Annotated in this window: 11 protein-coding genes and 1 pseudogene; all 12 read right to left on the bottom strand. The window is 64.7% G+C overall.

Annotated features, from left to right (window positions below):
• Positions 1 to 65: 65 nt before the first annotated feature.
• Positions 66 to 1,520 carry a mannose-1-phosphate guanylyltransferase/mannose-6-phosphate isomerase gene (locus GCN74_RS25340; RefSeq protein WP_152259227.1) on the bottom strand — a complete coding sequence of 485 codons (1,455 nt, stop codon included), beginning with the start codon at positions 1,518 to 1,520 and terminating at the stop codon, positions 66 to 68.
• Between the two features lie 20 nt (positions 1,521 to 1,540).
• Positions 1,541 to 2,695, bottom strand: coding sequence for a sugar phosphate nucleotidyltransferase (locus GCN74_RS25345; protein ID WP_152259228.1), 1,155 nt, complete (start codon positions 2,693 to 2,695; stop codon positions 1,541 to 1,543).
• Positions 2,696 to 2,744: 49 nt separating this feature from the next.
• Positions 2,745 to 4,007 carry a glycosyltransferase family 4 protein gene (locus GCN74_RS25350; RefSeq protein WP_152259229.1) on the bottom strand — a complete coding sequence of 421 codons (1,263 nt, stop codon included), beginning with the start codon at positions 4,005 to 4,007 and terminating at the stop codon, positions 2,745 to 2,747.
• On the bottom strand, positions 3,988 to 5,298 hold the full coding sequence (locus GCN74_RS25355; RefSeq protein ID WP_152259230.1) for a nucleotide sugar dehydrogenase: 1,311 nt from the start codon (positions 5,296 to 5,298) through the stop codon (positions 3,988 to 3,990). The genes GCN74_RS25350 and GCN74_RS25355 overlap by 20 nt, the downstream gene beginning before the upstream one ends.
• Positions 5,295 to 7,310 carry a heparinase II/III family protein gene (locus tag GCN74_RS25360; RefSeq protein ID WP_226939214.1) on the bottom strand — a complete coding sequence of 672 codons (2,016 nt, stop codon included), beginning with the start codon at positions 7,308 to 7,310 and terminating at the stop codon, positions 5,295 to 5,297. Before GCN74_RS25360 ends, GCN74_RS25355 begins: the two co-directional genes overlap by 4 nt.
• A 7-nt stretch (positions 7,311 to 7,317) precedes the next feature.
• A complete protein-coding gene (gene asnB / locus GCN74_RS25365) occupies positions 7,318 to 9,186 on the bottom strand; it encodes an asparagine synthase (glutamine-hydrolyzing) (protein ID WP_152259231.1) in 1,869 nt (622 codons plus the stop codon).
• 26 nt (positions 9,187 to 9,212) lie between these two features.
• Positions 9,213 to 10,292, bottom strand: coding sequence for a glycosyltransferase family 4 protein (locus GCN74_RS25370; protein WP_193317256.1), 1,080 nt, complete (start codon positions 10,290 to 10,292; stop codon positions 9,213 to 9,215).
• A gap of 172 nt (positions 10,293 to 10,464) precedes the next feature.
• Positions 10,465 to 11,697 carry a glycosyltransferase gene (locus GCN74_RS25375; protein WP_193317257.1) on the bottom strand — a complete coding sequence of 411 codons (1,233 nt, stop codon included), beginning with the start codon at positions 11,695 to 11,697 and terminating at the stop codon, positions 10,465 to 10,467.
• Between the two features lie 185 nt (positions 11,698 to 11,882).
• A complete protein-coding gene (locus GCN74_RS25380) occupies positions 11,883 to 14,138 on the bottom strand; it encodes a heparinase II/III family protein (RefSeq protein ID WP_226939215.1) in 2,256 nt (751 codons plus the stop codon).
• A 193-nt stretch (positions 14,139 to 14,331) separates the two neighbouring features.
• Entirely contained in the window at positions 14,332 to 15,276 is a 945-nt protein-coding gene (locus tag GCN74_RS29595; RefSeq protein WP_152259234.1) for a glycosyltransferase family 2 protein, read from the bottom strand.
• A complete protein-coding gene (locus tag GCN74_RS25390; protein ID WP_152259235.1) occupies positions 15,276 to 16,691 on the bottom strand; it encodes an O-antigen ligase family protein in 1,416 nt (471 codons plus the stop codon). The genes GCN74_RS29595 and GCN74_RS25390 overlap by 1 nt, the downstream gene beginning before the upstream one ends.
• A gap of 81 nt (positions 16,692 to 16,772) precedes the next feature.
• Positions 16,773 to 16,965 (bottom strand): annotated as a pseudogene (locus GCN74_RS28955) (lipopolysaccharide biosynthesis protein); the annotation flags it as partial.

Consider the following 16,965-nt stretch of genomic DNA (forward strand, 5'->3'; position numbering starts at 1 on the left):
TGCACCGGTAGGGGGAATCGGAGGCAGGCGGCCGGGGCCGCGGCTGCCCTGCGATGATGGCGTCATCAGGCGCGCTGGTAGACATCCTCCAGGCGCACGATGTCGTCCTCGCCCAGATAGCTGCCCGATTGCACCTCGATCAGGTGCAGGGGCAGCTTGCCCGGGTTTTCCAGCCGGTGCGTCATGCCGATGGGGATGTACGTGGATTCGTTTTCCGTCAGCAAGGTCACCTTGTCGCCGCACGTGACTTGCGCCGTGCCGCTGACCACCACCCAGTGTTCGGCGCGGTGGTGGTGCATCTGCAGCGACAGCTTGCCGCCCGGATTGACGGTGATGCGCTTGACCTGGAAACGCTCGCCGATATCGATGCCTTCATAACTGCCCCACGGGCGGTACACCTTGCGGTGCTGCACGTGTTCACTGCGTCCCGCCTGCTTCAGGTGGTCGACCACCTGCTTCACGCGCTGCACCTGGTCCTTGTGCGCCACCAGGACGGCGTCGTCCGTTTCCACCACCACCAGGTCCTGCACGCCCAGCACGGCCACCATGCGGCGCTCGGCGCGCACCAGGCAATTACTCACGCCATCGAGATACACGTCGCCGCGCACCACGTTGCCGCTGGCATCGCCCTGCTGCACTTCCCACAGGGCCGACCAGGAACCGACATCGCTCCAGCCGATGGCGGCCGGCAGCACCACCGCGTGCGCCGTGTGCTCCATGACGGCATAATCGATCGAGTCCGATGGACAGGCGGCAAAGGCCTTCTCTTCCAGGCGGCAGAAATCGAGGTCGCGGTAGCCGTCGCGCACGGCCGCCTCGCTGGCGGCCAGCATGGCCGGCTGGAACTGCCCCAGCTCGCCCAGATAACGTTCGGCACGGAACATGAACATGCCGCTGTTCCAGAAATAATTACCGGCGGCCAGGAACGACTGCGCCGTGGCCAGGTCCGGCTTTTCCACGAAACGCTCGACCTTGCAGCCCGCCCCGCCGGGGTGCACGGGCGCGCCGCTGCGGATGTAGCCATAGCCCGTTTCCGGCGCCGTCGGCACGATGCCGAAGGTGGCCAGCGCGCCGTCGGCCGCCAGCAGCGCCGCCTGGGCGATGGCCTGGTGAAACGCGGCCACATCGGTGATGACATGGTCGGCCGGCAAGACCAGCATCAGCGCCTGGGGATCGATGGCCAGCAGGTACTGCGCGGCCACGGCCACGGCCGGCGCCGTGTTGCGCCCCACCGGTTCGAGCAGGATGCCCAGCGGCGGCAAGCCGATCTCGCGCAATTGCTCAGCCACCATGAAGCGGTGCTCATTGCCGCACACCACCAGCGGCGGCATGACGTCGACATCGGCCAGTCCGCTATCGCCGGCACGGCGGTTGGGCAGGCTCTGCACGCGCAGCGCCGTTTCCTGCAACATGGTCTTGTCCGTTACCAGCGGCAACAGTTGCTTGGGCAGCACAGCGCGCGACAGCGGCCATAAACGGGTGCCCGAACCGCCGGACAGGATGACTGGATAAATTTTCATGGTTTCACTTCACAAACAGTTTATTGGGCAGCATACAGGGCCGGCGGCGTGTCCTCGCGGCGCAGGCTGCGCCGGTCGCGCGCATTGCCCCAGGCATCTTTTTCATAATCGGAAACATGGCGCATCTGGCCGGCACGGTCGACACTATAATCCTTAAAGACAATCATTTCATCCAGCGCCACGCCAGGCAGCACGCGCGTGTATTCGAACAGCACGCTGCGCACCACTTCGGCGCCTTCACAGATGTGGCTGCCGTGGCCTATCCAGGCGGGCCCGATGATGCTCGCGCCCGCTTCGATGCGGCAGCCCGAGCCGATATACACGGGGCCCTCGATGCGCGTGCCGCCGCTCCAGTCGATGCTCGTGTTCAAGCCGGCCCACACGCCTTCGGCGATCTGGGTGCCAGGCACGTGCAAATGGGCTACTTCCCCCATCAGCACGCTTTGCAGCACTTCCCAGTAATCCTTGACGCTGCCGATATCGATCCAGTTGTACTGGCGCTTTTGCGCATAGAAGGGCAAGCCCTGCGCAACCAGCAAGGGAAACAGTTCCGAGCCGATATCGAACGCCTGGCCGGGGGGAATCAGGTCCAGCACGGCCGGCTCGACAATATAAATGCCCGTGCTGACGCAATTGGACAGCGCGTCGGCCTGCGCCGGCTTTTCCTGGAACGCGCGGATGCGCCCATCGTCGTCGCTGACCACCACGCCATAGCTCGACACCTTGTCCCATGGCACTTCCAGGGTGATGACGGACGCCAGCGCACCGGTGCGGCGGTGCTCGCGCAGGGCCGCTTCCAGGTCCAGGTCGATCAAGGCGTCGCCGCACAGCACGATGGTCGTGTCGTCAAAAAAGCCGCCGAATTCCTGGATCTTCTTCATGCCGCCAGCCGAGCCCAGCGGTTGCGGCACGACCTCGCCCGCATCGTTCGTATAGCCTTCGAAGGAATAGCCGATGCGCACGCCGAACTGGTGGCCTTCGCCGAAATACTCCTCGATCTTTTCATGCAGGTAGCTGACGTTGACCATGATGTCGGTCACGCCGTGCTGGGCCAGGTGCTCCACCAGATAGGCCATCACGGGCTTGCCCAGGATGGGAATCATGGGCTTGGGCAAATCGTAGGTCAGGGGCTGCACGCGCGTACCCTTGCCTGCCGCCAGTATCATCGCTTTCATCGTCGCACTACTCCATCAAGGTTGGGGATGGCTGGCCAGGCGGCGCATGTCAGCGGCCGTCCTTGCTCAAGGTTACCGGAGCGGCGGGCGCGGCGGCGGGAAACAGGCGCGCATACGCGGCCAGCAGCTTCGGCGCTTCATATTCCCACTCCAGTTCGTTGACCACGCGATGGCGGCCGAACGCCCCCATCTGCTCGCGGCGGGCAGGATCGTCCAGCAGTTCGACGATCTTGCGCGCCATGTCGACAGGATCGTTCTTCAATGCGTACAAGGATGCCTGCTGCGCGGAAACCTTGCCCTCGACCAGGTCAAACTGCACGATCGGCTTGCCCAGGGCCATGTATTCCATGATCTTGTTCATGGTCGACTTGTCGTTCATGTCGTTGGCCACGTCCGGGTTCACGCACACGTCCGAGGTATTGAGCATTTCCAGCAGTTGCTGGTCCGGCACGCGTCCCGTGAAGGTCACGTAGTCGGCAATGCCCAGGTCCTGCGCCATCTGTTTCATCTGCTCCAGCGAGGTGCCGCCGCCCACCAGGCCGAACTGCACATCCTCGCGCTTCAAGGTCTGCACGATGTATTGCGCCGCCTGCAGCAGCAGGTCGATGCCCTCCTGCGCACCCATCACGCCCACGTAGCCGACCAGGTAGGCGCGGCCTTTCTTGAGCGCCGGCACGGGCGGCAGCACGCGCAGGCGGTCCAGCTTGGGGCCGCTGCGCACCACGTAGACATCCTCGGGCCGCATGCCGCCCCGCTCGATGGCGATCTTCTTGTACGACTCGTTGGTGGCGATCGACACGTCGGCGCTCCGGAACGACCAGCGCTCGAACAGCACCATCAGCTTGTAAAAGAAATCGCGCCGGCCGAACTTGGCTTCGTACAGTTCCGGATTGATGTCATGGTGGTCGAACAGGAAACGCTTGCCCATCGTCAACTTGAAGAAGCCGCCGATGAGGAACAGCAGATCGGGCGGATTGCAGGCGTGGACGACGTCGAAACCGCGCGCGAAATGCACCTTCCATGCCAGGCGGAAGGTGTGGAACAGGGCCAGCGAATATTCCACCAGGTACCCCTTCGCCCCTTCCGCTTCCAGCGGCAGGCTGTAGCGGTAGATATGGATGCCGTCGATGGCTTCATAGCGCGATTCATAGCCCTTGCCCGTCGGGCAGATGATCGACACTGCATAGCCGTTCGCATGCAGGGTGGTCGCTTCCTGCCACACGCGCCGGTCGAACGGCGACGGCAGGTTTTCCACCAGGATCAGCACCCGGCGCGGCTGTCCTGCCACGGTGTTACCAGCAGATGCCGTCATATTGCTCTCCACTTTGTTCTTTGCTGATGCGCACCAGGTCGACGATCTGCTGGTGCGGCTGCAGGCTGGCGGGCACGGTCTTGAATTCGGCCGCGCCATTGCCGATGACGATGGTGTCGGCAAAATCGAGCACATCCTGCATATTCGTCACCATCAGCTTGGAAATGTGCGGGATGTGATTGAGGATGTAATCCTGGTTGGCGCCCGTCAAGGCCGCCAGGTTGACGTTCTTGTCGTACAGCTTCAGCTCGTAGCCCTTGCCCAGCAGATACTCGATGACATCGACCAGCGGCGACTCGCGCAAGTCGTCCGTGCCGGCCTTGAACGAGAAGCCCAGGATGCCCACCTTGCGCGCGCCCTTGTCGACGATCATCTTGATGCCCTTTTCCACTTGCCGCTGGTTCGACGGCAGGATGGAATTGAGCAGCGGCAAATCGAGGTCCAGGCTGCGCGCCTTGTAGGTCAGCGCGCGCACGTCTTTCGGCAGGCAGGAGCCGCCAAAGGCAAAGCCCGGCTTCATGTAGTACGGCGACAGGTTCAGCTTGGTGTCCTGGCAGAAGATTTCCATCACCTTGTGGCCATCGATGCCGACGGCCTTGCAGATGTTGCCGATTTCATTTGCAAATGCCACCTTGACGGCGTGCCAGGTATTGTCCGTGTACTTGACCATCTCGGCCGTCTCGACGTCCGTGCGCACCAGCGGCGCGTCCATCTTTTCATACAGCTGCACCAGCAGCGCGCCCGCCTTTTCATCGGATTCGCCGATCACCGTCTTCGGCGGATTGTAGTAATCGTAGACGGCCGTGCCTTCGCGCAGGAATTCCGGGTTGTTGCACACGCCGAAATCGACGCCGGCCACCTTGCCCGACGCCGCTTCCAGGGTCGGGATCACCAGCGAGCGCATGGAGCCGGGCAGCATGGTCGAGCGCGCCACGACGACGTGGAAGCTGTCCTTTTCGCGGATGGCGGCGCCGATTTCCTGGCACACCTTGCGCACGTGGCTCAGGTCCAGGTTGCCATTGAGCTGCGACGGCGTGCCCACGCAGATGAGCGACATGTCCGAGCCGAAGACGGCGTCGCGCACGTCGAAGGTGGCGCGCAAATGGCCGCTTTTCACGGTGGCGGCGATCATCTCGCCGATGTCTTTTTCAATGATGGGCGTGGTGCCCTGGTTGATCAGCTCCACCTTGGTCCTGTTCGGGTCGACGCCGATCACTTCGTGTCCATCCGTTGCCAGGCAACCAGCCGAGACGGCACCCACATAACCCAAACCAAATATGCTAATTTTCATGTTTTCCTCGTATTTTCTGACAGATCAGGGGTAGCCAAACTCAGGTGAAACTCCGTGCGCAAGGTGGCCGTGCCTTGCAGCCGCCCACGCCAGACCAGCACAGGCGCAGCCTGCTTTTCATCGAAGCGGTGCGACATCCAGCCCAGCGGCGGATCGTCGCTGCCGCACACCAGCTGCACGGTGGCGTCGGGCAAGCTTGGCACATGCATGTCCAGCGCGAAGGCATCGCCCGTCACGCGCAGCACATGGCCGTCCAGCTGCAAGCGGCAGCGGGGATCGAAGTGCCAGAACAGCTCCACCTCATGCGCGCCCTGGCATTCGAGCACGTCATCGACCGCGATCAGCGCGGCACCGGGCGCCACGCGCACGTCGCGCCGGTGCAGCACGCCATCCTTCAAGCCCAGGTAGCCATCGTGGCTGGCGCTCCAGAATTGCCCATCAGCATCTTCACGCCACGCCAGGCACTGCGCGCGGGCCTTGCGCAGCCACAGGAAGTTGCCGCCCGACTCAGACTGGTCGCGGCCATCGATGCGCACCGTGTTGTGCGCGCTGGTGCCGCGGAAATAATCGCGCCACTGCTTTTGCGTGTGATAAGCGTAGGTGCCGGGGTCGACCAGCACCATCTGGCCCGCCACGGACAAGGTCAGCGCCAGCGCATCGGCGTGGCCGTGCGCGGCGATGCCCAGGTAGCCCAGCGGGCCGGCGTCGGCAATCAGCCGCACTTCGGAACGCGTGCCAAAGCCGCTGCCCATCATATAGTAGCCGCCGTCGGGAAAGGCGCGCGGCAGGGTATCGGGCGCGCCATCCGGCAAGGCGTCAAACGCCTGGCGCCCCGCCTCGCCCAGCAGCCAGGCGCTCTTGTCGTCGAAGGCGCGCGCCTTGGCCTTGAAATCGGTGCGGCCGAACAGGGCCGCGCCGCTGGCCAGCAGCGCAGCGTAGGGACTCGCGCCGGGCGCCTTGTCCCAGTGCGCCAGCTGCGCGTCGTCGGCGTCGCCGATCATCGGCACCTCGCCCGCCACGTTCAGCATGGCGGCGATAAATTCCAGCATGGCTTCCAGGCGCCGCAAAAAGGCGGCCGAGCGGGGACGGCCATTGGCCTGGCCCGCCAGCACGCACAGCAGCATCTCGTCGGCCACCGTGTGCTGGTAATAAATGGCTTGCTCGCGGTTCACGCCATCGGGGCCGTTCTGTTTCAGCGCCTCCCCTTCCAGTTCCCGTTCCGTCTGCGCCAGCCAGCCGGCACTTTCCGGCCAGCAAGGCCATGTGAGCGCGGCAATATGCAAGCCCGTCAATTCACCGAACAGGTGGTTGTTGGCCGACGAGTGGCGCGAAAAATGTCCCGCGATGAAATGGCAATGCTGGTAGATGCTGTCGAGCCAGCGCTGCAGGAACGCCTGCCCCTGCGCGCCCTGGAACAAGGGGCTGTTGATGCCGCCCAGCAAGTGCCACGCATGCGACCAGCTGACCAGGCGCAAGGCCAGTTCCAGCGCGCTGCTCCAGTTCGGCCCCAGCGGATACGGGCACTGCTGCCACCACGATTCCAGCAAGGCTTGCGCGCCGTGCGCATGGCGCAGGTCGCCACCCAGGCGGTACGCCATCGCCAGGTCAGCCACGGCCAGGTGGCGGTTCGGTTCCCACAGGCATTTGATGTCGCCCACCACCGCTTCATCGCGGTAATTGAGCGTCTTGCCAAAACCCAGCGGCACCACGGTGCCCGTCTTCGGATCGCGGTTCCATTCGGGCGGAAAACCCAGGTCCGCATCGCGCAAGGCAAACACGTCGAAGCGGCCCGCCAGGATGCGTTCGGCCGCCGCCAGGTGCGGCGCCGCGTCAACGGGCAGCCCCAGCCATGGCGCGCCGAAGCGCTGGCGCGCGGCGGCGGGCGGCACGTGCGCCAGGCCATAGCCGCGCGCCTGCAGCTTTTGCTGCACGGCATCGCGCACGCGGTGCGCCACCTCGGGCGCCCCCATGGCGCGCAAGCGGTTCAGTTTCCAGGACAGGTTACTCAGCATGGGCATATCACAGATACTGGCGGTGCCAGATTTCCAGTGTCAGCAAGCTCCACAGCAACTTCTCGTGGTTTTGCCGCCCGGCCACGTGTTCAGCCAGCACCTGCTGCAGCGCCGCCGCATGGTAATAGTGGCGCGTGCGGGAATCGGCGCCCGTCAGGTGTTCGTACAGATAATCCTTCATGGGACCGCGGAACCATTCATTGACGGGCACGCGGAAACCCACTTTCGGCCGCGACAGGATATTTTCCGGCAGCAACTGCTTCATGGCTTCGCGCAAGATCCACTTGGTGGTGCGGCCCCGCACGCGATAGTCGTCCGGCAGGCTAGCCACATACGCGGCCAGTTCGTGGTCCATGAAGGGCATGCGCGCTTCCAGCGACGCGGCCATGGTCATGCGGTCGCCCCGCTCCAGCAGGTTGTCGGGCAGCCAGCTCAGCTGGTCGAAGCACAGGATGCGGCGCAAGGCGCTGTTGTCCGTGCTTCCGCAGCCCAGCGAAGGGTCGCGCTGGCGCACCGGCGCCGGCATGGCCACCAGGCGCGCCCGCTCCTGGTCGGACATCATGCCGAACCAGCGCGGCATGCGCTCGTCGAACGCTTCCAGGCCCAGGTTGACGATGGCCGTCTTGGCGCGGCGGAAACGGTAGGGCAAGGCGCCGACGGCCGGCTCGATCAAGCCGCGGCGCAGCAGGCCCGGCAGCATCTGGTAATTGCCCGCATAGCGCTCGTACACATGCTTGGGGTAGCCGCCCAGGATTTCATCGGAGCCTTCGCCCGTCAAGACCATCTTCACCGTCTTGCGCGATTCCTTCGCCAGCAAATAGATGGGAATGTCGGACGGTTCGGCCACGGGAGCGTCGCGGAAGCGCACGAGGTCCGGCAGCAAGGCGATGACCTGGTCGACGGACACTTCCAGCTCATGGTGTTCGGTGGAAAACTGACGGGCGATATCGGCCGCATACGCCAGTTCGCTGAAGCCGCCCTCCTTGAAGCCGACGGAAAAGGTTTTCACGGGCACGCCCGCATGGCGCGACATCAGCGCCACTACGGCCGACGAGTCGATGCCGCCGGACAGGAAGGCGCCGAAGGGCACGTCGGAAATCATGCGGATGCGCACCGATTCGTCGAGCTTGTCGAGGAAGGTGGCGACGGGGTCGGCCGGCAGCGGCGCGGCCGCGCGGGGCCGGCTGTCCGGCGGCGTGTAATACACGCGTTCGCGCAGCACGCCGTTTTCCCACGTGGCCGTGGAACCGGGCGCCAGCTTGCGGATGCCCTGGAACAAGGTGGCGGGACCCGGCACGTAGCGGTAGGCAAAATAATCCCAGATGGCGGCCTGGTCCGCCTGCGGCGCCACGTCCGGCAAGGCCAGCAGGGCCTTGATTTCCGAGCCGAAAGCCAGCTTGCCTTCCTGCTGCCACAGGAACAGGGGTTTCTTGCCGAACGGGTCGCGCACCATGAACAGGCAATTCTTGCGCGCATCCCAGATGGCAAACGCAAACATGCCGCGGAAATGCTGCACGCAATCCTCGCCCCATTGCACGTAGGCATGCACGATGGTTTCCGTGTCGGATGCCGTGCGGAAATGGTGGCCCAGCGCGATCAGCTCGTCGCGCAGGGGCTGGAAATTGTAGATTTCGCCGTTGAAGATGATCTGCACGTCGCCATCCGCGTTGCCCAGCGGCTGGTGGCCCGTGGCGATATCGATGATGGACAGGCGGCGGTGCAGCAAGCCCATCTGCCAGGCGCCGTCGGCCGTGCTTGCCTGCAGCACGCCCGTGTCATCGGGGCCGCGGTGCGCGATGGCGCGCCCCATGGCGTCGAGCGCCGCCGGCAGGCCGGCGACGGACGAGGGGAAAATCAAACCGGCAATACCGCACATATAGGCTCGCTTAAAAAAGGGTCCGACTAGATCGCTGGCGGCGCCAGCAGGGTGCGATAGACGCGGCGAAAATCCTGCGCCAGGCGTTCCACCGTGTAATGGCGCTCGATGCGCTCGCGGCAAGCCTGGCCCATGCGCTGCAGCAGGGCGCGGTCGCCATCGAGGCGCACGATGGCGTCGGCCAGCGCCTGCGCATTGCGCGGCGGCACGAAGACGCCATGCACGCCGTCCTGCATCACATCGGGAATCGCGCCCACGGGACACACGAGGGCCGGCGTGCGCGCGGCCATGCTTTCCAGCAAGGCGTACGGCAAGCCTTCATGGTGCGTGGGAAAGCCGAACAGGTCGGCATCGCGCCACGCCGCGTCTTTTTCCGCGCCAAACTTCTGTCCCAGGAACGTCACTTCCTGCTGCAAGCCCAGCGCCGCCACCCGCTCGCGCAGCGCCCCGTCGGCCGGACCGCTGCCCACCAGCGCCAGGGTGGCCGCCACGCCGGCTTCGCGCACCAGGCGCATCGCCTCGACCAGCTCGAACAATCCCTTGCTGTCGGCCAGGCGGCCCACATACACGAGCGACAGCGGACGCAGCGGCGCAAGCGGCTTGGCGCCCGCATCCGTGCCCGCATCGATGGCGTTCGGTATCACTTCAGGAGCCAGTGCCGCATCGAAGCGGCGATAGCCCAGCAATTCGCACTGCGCCAGCAAGACCAGCGCATCGGGCAGGCGCAGCACGCGCCGCAGCAGGCCCGTCAGCAGACCCTTGCCGCCAAAAAACACCTGCGGCAAGGCGCCGCCATGCACCTGGTACAGCACGCGCTTGCCCATGGCCTTGGCCAGCAGCAAGTACACGAGGTCGCGCCAATAGCTTTTCACTTCCATCGACGTGTTGATATGCACGATCTGCGGCTGGTGCACACGCAAGGCGCGCACGAACTGAACGGGACTCCAGGCAAAACGCAGCAGCTTGCGCAAGCGCGACTCTTGCCGGCCTTCACTTCCCACCTGGAAATGCACCAGCTGGAAGTCGCGCGACAGGGAACAGGAAAACAGTTGATTCAAATGGGTAGTCACCCCGCTGACCGCATTGAGCGCGGGTCCAAGCAACATTACAGTAGTCATATTGACATTATATGTTATAAATTTGTAATTTAGCTATGGACGCACCTATTTTTACACCGATCAGGCCACACCCGAGTTGCATTCACGCAGCATGGCCAGCTTCATTCTGCGCGCCACGGCTTGAATCGGCAACAAATACTTGCTGGCTGTACACATGCCGTCAGGCGGCAGCCAGGGCCCGATAGCGCTGCGCCAGTTCCGCCGCCAGCACGCGGTAGCTGCGCTGCGCTTCGATATACGGGGCGCCGGCGCGGGCCCGCGCGCGCGCCGCCGGCACATCGCGCAAAATCTCCGTCATCGCCACGGCCATCGCGGCCGGATTGCTGGCCGTCAGCCAGCCAGCCTGGCTGTCCGACAGCACGCGCACCTGGTCGGGATTGTCATTGCCCACGGCCGGCAGGCACAGGGCCAGGTATTCCAGCAGCTTGGTGGGCGAGCAGACATCGCCGATCGTGCCGCGGGGAAAATACGACAGGGCTGCATCGGTGCCCGCCAGCAAGGACCAGGCCTGGCTGGACGGCAGCCAGCCCGTCACGCGCACGGCGTCGGCCAAGCCCGCGCGCTGCGCGTAATCGAGCAGTTCATCCACGTCGGACGGCGTATCCGATGCGCCGATCAGCAGCAGACAGGCGTCGGGCAGCTGCTGGCGCACGATCAGCAAGGCGTCGAGCAGGCGTTCGAGCTGGCGCGACTGGTCCAGGGTGCCCAGGTAGCCCAGCAGCGGCACGCTTTCCCAGCCCGCGGGCCGGCATGCCGCGATCGATTGCTGGCCCAGCACTTCCGTATCCACGCCCATGGGCACGGCGCTCATGCGCTGCGCCGCGATGCCGTGTCCGCGCATCAGCTCGAGCATCGCATCGCTTTGCACGAAGACATGGTCGGCGCGCGGCAGCACGACCCGGTACAGCAGCCAGCGCTCGACCAGGCCCTTGCACAGCACCAGGCGCGCGCGCACGGTGCGGCGCTGCGCCAGGCTGCTGCGCGCCCGCTCGATGCGCCCTTCGCTGATCAGGAACGAGACCCAGTAATAAAAGGGGATGCCCTTCAGGCGCGCCGCCAGCAGGGCCATCAGTCCCGTGGGCACCATGTCGCGCACCTGGATCGCATCGCAGTTGGCGCGCCGGGCCGCCAGCAAGGCGCGCAGGCAAGTCCACTGAAACGCCAGTTCGCGCATGATGCGGTTGTGCCGGAAGCGGCCGCTGCGCACGGAGCGGAAGCCCTGTGCCGCCGGTGTCGCGGACGCAGCGGACGCAGCAGGAGAAGCGGGCGCAGGCATGCCGACGATGTCGCATTCGACGCCGTGGCGCGGCAGGTATTTACCGAACAGCACGGCGACATCGGCGCGGAAGGTGGGCAGGCTTTCCGGTACAAATTGCAAAATTTTCAAGGGCATGGGGCAACCGCCTACCTGGCGCATCAGAGGGGAAACAGGGCTCGGGCATAGTCTACACCACCCGATATTCATATGAATTTATTATCTATGTTACATGAAAAGCAGCGTGACCGCGACATGCTGCGGCGCAAAAAAAAAGCAATGCCAGGGTTGGCATTGCTTTTCTCGGGTGCTGTGCGCGGACCTTACTTGGGCAGCGGCAAGGTCAACGTTTGCGTGCCGACGATCACCTTGCGCAAGCCGCCGCTGGTGTCGAGCCTGACGGCGGTATTCTTGCAGCCCACGTCGAGCACGGTGAGGAATTCGCCGCTGGTGGCAGCGGCCGCCTTGACGAACACGCCGTGGTCTTCATAGGTGCCCGCTTGCGGCGGCGGTCCCACGCGGCGCTCGAAACGCTGCGCCGTGGTGGCCAGCGGCACGATGCACACCTTGCGGCTCTGGTTGGTGATCGAGATCTTGCCGGCAGTGTCGGCAACGATGGGCGCGTAACCGTGGAAGTTCCACTCGAACACGCGCGGCGTGGCCGACGAGAACTGGTCGAGGATCACCGCCGTGTCCGTGCCGCGCACATACCAGATCTTGCGCACGGCCGACTTCAGCAGTCCCGCGTAGGCCAGGGTGGCGTCGCCCTCCACGTAATCGACGGCCGCCGTGGTGGAAAACGCCGTGATGCGGCCATTGCGCACCAGCGGCTCTTCATAGCCATCCACGTTTTGCCCGACGCCGCCGTCGAAGGTCAGCGCATTGTGCGACTTCGACGGACGGTACCAGGAATTCCACAGCGGCGAATCGTACCAGTCATACCAGCCCGTCTCCGTCAGCAGGGGCACGCCGCCGCTGAACAGCACGAAACCGTTCTGGTCGCCATGGCTGTGGTTGAACGAACCGTACGCGCTGGACTTGAAGTACAGCGAGGTGCGGCCGCTGTCGGCCAGGTTGCTGTGCATGGCCGTCCAGCCGATGCTCGGGTAGTAGGCGGCGTTGGCCGGCGGCGTGGCCGTGGCCGTCACGCTGTTGACGGGCATCGGATAGGGCGACTGCAAGGTGGTCAGCACGTCGTCCGGACGCGTCAGGCTCTTCACGTACCAGGCCGATTGCGGCGTGGCGTAGCGCGAGGCGAAGCCCTTCATGAAGCGGTACTCGGGCGCCGTCTCGTGGCCATCGCCAAAGACGTGGGTCTGCTGGCCCGGCGGCACGAAATGCATGAGGAATTGCGCAAAACCGCGCGACCAGGGCTTGTCGAACATGTTCACGCCCGTCGCCTGGGCCAGCGCCGGCCAGATCTGCAGCGCGAAGTCCGCTTCGTATTCCGCATACGCCGTGCCATTGGCGAAACCGCCCTCCGGACCGCTCCAGATGCTGAACGAGCTGGCAAACGCGCGGAAGGCGAAGTCGAACCAGGTCTGCGCCTCGGGTATGTCGCCCAGCGCCAGGGTCGACGTCAGGGTCAGGTAGGCCATGCTGGTGGCCGCGTGCGAATCGTAGGGGTACTGGTCGAGACGGCCGCCATTGGCCGACAGGTCCTTGTACAGCGCATTCGTGCGCGCCGCCACCACGGACAGCCACTGGTTGCGCCGCGTGGCGTCGCCGTTGACGACCAGCGCCGTGCCCAGGTAGTCGATGGCCTTGATCAGGCTTTGCGCCATGACGCGGCTGGCCATGTCCTGGTTCGCATAGCTGGTGGGGCCCGTCAGGTTCAGCGCGGCGAACTGGTCGCCGCGGCGGATCGCTTCATCGAGGTAGATTTTATCGCCCGTCAGGCGGTACAGCAGCGCCGCGCCTTCCAGCTGGCGCGCATTCGGATTGACGCGCGTCATGATGTTGGCCGCCTGCGCCACCACGGCGGCCGTACGGATCGGGCCCGGCACCAGCGGCCATTCGCTGTCGGCCACCGTCTTGAGGCCCGTCATGTAATATTTGACTTCGCCCGTCAGGCCATTCAACGCGGGCGTGCGGTCCGTGCGCATGGCTGCCGTCCATGCGGAAAACAGCTTGGTGCCGCTCGGCAATGAGCGCGGCCGCGCCTTGTTCAGGATGGTATTACGCAAAGTCACATTTTCCGGCACCTCGAACAACTGCGAGTTACTACCGATTACAAAGTTACGGGGGCTCGACCACTCTTGCGACGTCGATGGCCGCACGCGCCATGTGTAGCTGCCGGCAGGAAATGATTTCGGCGGCAAGTACCAGTTGCGCGTGGCATTGAAGGTTTTATACACGGTGCCGCCCTGCATCACCTGGATGACGTAGGCTGGCGGCAGCGTGGCATGCCGCGACCAGGTGAAGGTGGGCGGGTTTTGCGGCTGCGACTGCATATTGTCGGGCAGCGGACGAACGGCAAGGGCTTCGCTCGATTGGACCCAGTCAGCCTGGGCCAGTCCGCACAGCGGCAACAACAATAGCCAGGCGGAGCGCAGCAGTGGACGTTTGCTAGATTTCATGGCGGGGCTTCCTTTGCCGGGGGGGCGGGTTGAGCGTCGAGAAAACATTACTTTTGGTTACCATTTAACTCGTACAACGTTACCGTAACGCAAACAGTACGGTTTTTTCGTACATGGATATGGGGGTTTCTGCGCCTGAAGAACTCAGGCGTATGCCGCAATTATACCGAAATGCCTAACGGCAACGCCGGAATTAAGCGGGAGTGCGTGATTTACGCCACAAGGACCAGCGCCGCGTCATGCCCGCTGTAAATAGCACGCACATGGCCGCCGTCGTCCACCAGTGGCGCGTTACGCCATCGCGCGCAGCGCGCGCCAGTTCGGCCAGGGCGGCGCCGCGCCGGCCCCCTTCGAGCAGTTCGCGCACCACGGCCACGCGCGCATTCGACGCCAGCAGCAAGGCGGGACGGCGCGCCCCGTTGCTGGCAGGCCAGTCGCGCGCGCGCGCTTCGAGCCGCAGAAACACGGGCAAGACCACGTCGCGTCCCAGGATGGCCGTCAGGCTGCCGCCCACTTCGCGCCGGTAGGCCACCAGGGGCGCCGCCGCCAGGACCAGGCGGTGGCGCTCGGCCAGGCGGAACCACAGGTCCAGGTCTTCGCCAAATTGCTCGCCTTCCGGGAAACACGGTTGCAGCGCGGCCAGCGCGGCGCGCCGCACGGCGACGGAATTGGTGCAGAAGAAGGGCCAGTGGTGGTTGAAGTGCGTGAAGAATTCATCGATGCGCTGCGCCTGGGCGGGCGCGACGGGCGCGCTGGCCATGTCCGGCATGCTGCCGGGCGCGAAGCTGGTGTAGCCCGTGGCAAAGAAGCATTCGTCGGGAAACGCCTGCGCCAGGCCCACCTGGGTACGCAGGTAATCGGGCGCGTACAGGTCGTCCGCGTCGAGAAAACAGACGAGTTCGCCCCGCGCCTCGGCGATGCCGTGGTTGCGCGCGCGCGACACGCCGCCATTCGCCTGGCGGATCAGGCGCACGCGCGCATCGGCGCAGGCCAGCACGCGCTGCGCGCCGTCGTCGCTGGAACCGTCGTCAACCACCAGCACTTCCCAGTCGCCATGCGTCTGCGCCAGCACCGACGCCAGAGTCGCCTCGACGTACGGCCCCTTGTTATACAGCGGGATGATGACCGAGCACAGCATTACGCCATTCCCGGCACGCGGACCTTGCGCGCCCTGACGGCCTGCCGGTCGGCCGTGGGATAGTAGGCGGCCACGATGATGAGCAGCAGCAGGTGCGTCAGCGCCTCGGCGGCAAAGCCGGCCAGCGACAGGGGCACTTCGCTGAACGAGCGGCTGGCGATGAGCACGAACAAGGCCATCGACAGGCCCTTGCTGGCCGTGGCCGTGCGCGCCGCGCCGTACAGCAGCACGATCACGTACAGCACCAGGCCGACGGCGCCGACGGTGCCGGCGCTGGCCAGGCTCTGGTAGAACTGGCTGTGCGCATGCGTGGCGTAGGGCATGCCGATACTCAGGCGGAAGGCGTCATCCCACAGCGGCAAGCCGTAGCCGAACACGGGACTCTTGTGCCACTCCTGCACGGCCACCTGCCAGATCACGTCGCGTCCCGTCAGACTGAGCAGTTCAAACCCTTCGCTGCTGGAGGCGAAGCGCGCCAGCTTGGCGTCGATATTGCCGAACATCACCAGCAACATGCCCAGCACGCACAGCAGGATGAAACCGAAGATGGCGACGATCGACAGTTGCGGCCGGCGGTAGTCGAACAGGCGTTCCTTGATCTGCTCGCGGAAACCGAAATACGCGATACAGGCAAAGCACAGGATGCAGGCGATCCAGTTGGTTTTCGATTGCGTCAGCAGCAGGCTGGCCAGGCCCAGTCCCCAGGCAAACAGGTTCAGCGAACGCCAGGCATACGGCTTGCTCCACAGGCACAGCAGGAAAGCCGCCACCATCGGCGCCAGGCTGTTCGCATGGCTGGCCAGGCCAGCATAGCGCACGCTGAGAAAGGGCAGCAAGCCATGGTAGTTCTTGTTGAGGACCATGTTCGGGTTCCAGGCCACGACGGCGGCGCTGAGCACGAGGAACAGCAGGGTAGCATTGCGCATCGACACGATGCTCTTGTCCACCTCTTTCGGCGTCATCAGCAATCCCGCATAGCCGGCCAGGAACATGTACAGGTATTCATGCGAGACATCGGTATGGCTGCCCAGGAAGGCGGGACTCAGGATATTCGTCAGGAAATAGATCAGCAGCGCCCAGAACAGCAGCATCGGCATGGGCTTCTGCGCTTCGCGCGTCACCAGGCGGTGCAGGGTGCGCTCGCCGCAGGAAAAGATCACGAACAGCGAGGTCAGCCGGCCAAACCAGACGCCGGCCGGGTGGCGTATCGTTTGCACCGTCAGCAGGATCTCGTTGCCGGAGATGTCGCGGTTCGACAGGATGGCCGTCACCGCGATCGACAGCATGACGGGATAGAACACGTACGGCACCAGCCCCGTTTCGCGTTTATTGCCCCAATGAATGCTCAAAGCGATGACGAACACCACCAGCAGCGCGCTGATCAGAGCAAACAGGCCAAACAGTATTTCACTCATGTGGTTCTCGCGTATCCAGTAAATTGTCGCAGGCGCAGCGCCCCGCTTGATCGGTATTTCCCTGCCCTGCCCGGTACTGCATCAGGCGCTGCAGCGGGCGCGCAGATAACTGCCCACGCGCGCCGGCAGCGGCGGACTGAAGCGCGCCAGCATGCCCACCACGCGCGCGCCCAGCAAGCCCGGCCAGGCCAGCACGGCCAGCAGCAAGGTCAGGCCGCCCAGCAGCGCGCCGCCCAGGAATGCCGGCAGCGGATGGCTGCCGCCCAGGCTGCCC

The organism is Janthinobacterium sp. FT14W (assembly GCF_009208755.1).
Lineage (GTDB): Bacteria > Pseudomonadota > Gammaproteobacteria > Burkholderiales > Burkholderiaceae_D > Janthinobacterium > Janthinobacterium violaceinigrum.